Origin of the sequence: Kitasatospora sp. MBT63, assembly GCF_000710465.2 — a bacterium.
GTDB lineage: Bacteria > Actinomycetota > Actinomycetes > Streptomycetales > Streptomycetaceae > Kitasatospora.
Genome location: NZ_JAIZ01000740.1, coordinates 413 through 2,126, shown reverse-complemented (window position 1 = coordinate 2,126; position 1,714 = coordinate 413). Strand labels below are relative to the sequence as shown.

General features: G+C 79.4%; 1 protein-coding gene and 1 pseudogene. Both read left to right on the top strand.

Going from position 1 to position 1,714, the window contains the following annotated elements; translation table 11 throughout:
- Window positions 1–358: hypothetical protein (locus AA75_RS50350; RefSeq protein WP_199520516.1), on the top strand; the 358-nt coding region annotated here is incomplete at its 5' end.
- Window positions 359–1,341: 983 nt separating this feature from the next.
- Window positions 1,342–1,714 (top strand): annotated as a pseudogene (locus AA75_RS50345) (NUDIX hydrolase); the annotation flags it as partial.

Sequence of the window (1,714 nt, the reverse complement as noted above, 5' to 3'; positions counted from 1 at the left end):
GCGGCACCGCTTGGTGCTGCGGGCGGCGTCCCGGGCGGCCGGGGAGCTGGCGGCGGAGACGGAGCTGTCGGTGGCGCCGGGCCGGCTGTCGGTGGCGGGCCGGCCGGCGGAGGCGTTCTGCGTGACGCTCGCGGCCGCGCTGGCCGGGGCGGCGGAAGGGGAGTTGCTGCTCCACCGGGTGCTGCCGGAGGGCTCGGACGGCGGGGCGGCGGGCGTCGGGGCGGAGGTGCTTGGCTGGGCGGTCGCCGGGGGCGGCCTGCGGCCGATGGTGCTGCCGCCGGCCCGGGCGGCGCCGGTCGGGACCGGTCGGGTCCGCCCCGGCTTCCGGCTCCCCGTCCCGCCGCCGGGCCCCGGCTAGGTGCCGTCGCCCGACACCTCGCGCCGGAGTCGGACGAGTTCGCGGCGTCGGGGTACGTGCGGCGCACGGCGTCGCGCGCCCGGTGGGGGTGTCGGACACGGCCTCGGACCGGTGAGGGGCGTCGGGGCTCGGCCGGAGGTGGAACGGGTGGGCCCCGGAGTCACCTGCCGATCCGATCCGTGCGGTCGGCCGGCCGTGCGGCGTCGGGCGGATGGGGTGGCCCGGGCACCGTCGGCAGCCCCGGTGGGACGAGTGCCGGTTCATCGGCCCGGCCGGCCGGGCCGGGAGCGGCGATTCGACCAGGGCGGTGGTGGCCCACTGCGAGAACGCTCCGCGGTCCCGCCGGTCCGGGCATGTCGCGGAGACGCCCCCTGTCCGGCGGTCCGGCGGTCCGGCGGTCCGGCGGAGGTCGGGGGAGCCGTGTCGGTCCGGTATCCCGGCCTCCGGCGAGGGCGAGGGCGAGGGCGTGGGCGCCGGGGGCGGGGCGCCCACTGGGGTGTCCTTGGCCTGCACGCCCCGGCGACGGCCGGGCCGCGTTGCGTCCTGACCGGCGGTCGGGCGGGGCCGTTGGGTGCGCCTTCGGCGGGAGGGTCGGCCCGGCCCGCGGGCGGAGGTTCTGTCCTCGACCTGTGGGCGTCGCCGCCGGCCGGGCCGCCTCGTGTCCCGGCCAGAGCTCCGGCGGAGCCTTGCGGGGCCGGTCGGTCCTCGGCCCGCGGGCGGCGGCAACCGGGTGCCGGGGCGGGCGGCCCGGTGCTCCGGCCGTCCGTCCGGTGGCGGCTGGTCACCGCCGGTCCACGGTGGTGCGGCCGTGCCCCGGGCGGCGGTCCAGGGCTGTTCATCGACCGCCTGTTCGGGGAAGATCAACAGGCAGAGCGCGCGGCGGCCCCCACCGACCCGGCTCCGTGGCCCGGCGCCGGTCGTGGCCCCCGACGACCGACGACCGCCGGCCACAGCGCCCGCGACCCCACCCCGAAGGGAGACGCATGGGACGCATCGAGTACAGCGCGGAGATCTCCGACCTGCTCGGCCGCGTACGGCGTCGCCCCACCGCGGGCTGGCCCTGGCGGCCGGGGGAGCCGGTTCCGGCGGGGCTGCCGGTGAAGCAGTCCTGGGGCTGGCTGTTCGCGCCCGACGGCCGGGTGCTCACCCTGGTCAACCCGAAGGACGGGATCGTCAGTCTTCCCGGTGGCTCGCTGGAGCCGGAGGACCGCGGGGACCCGGGTGCGGCGCTGGCCCGCGAGTCGGCGGAGGAGGCGCAGGCGGAGATCGGCCGTCCGCTGTACCTGGGCTACCTCTACGACCGGGTCGGTTCGGCCAACGGCGGTCATGAGTGCGCGCGGGTACGGATGGCGGCCG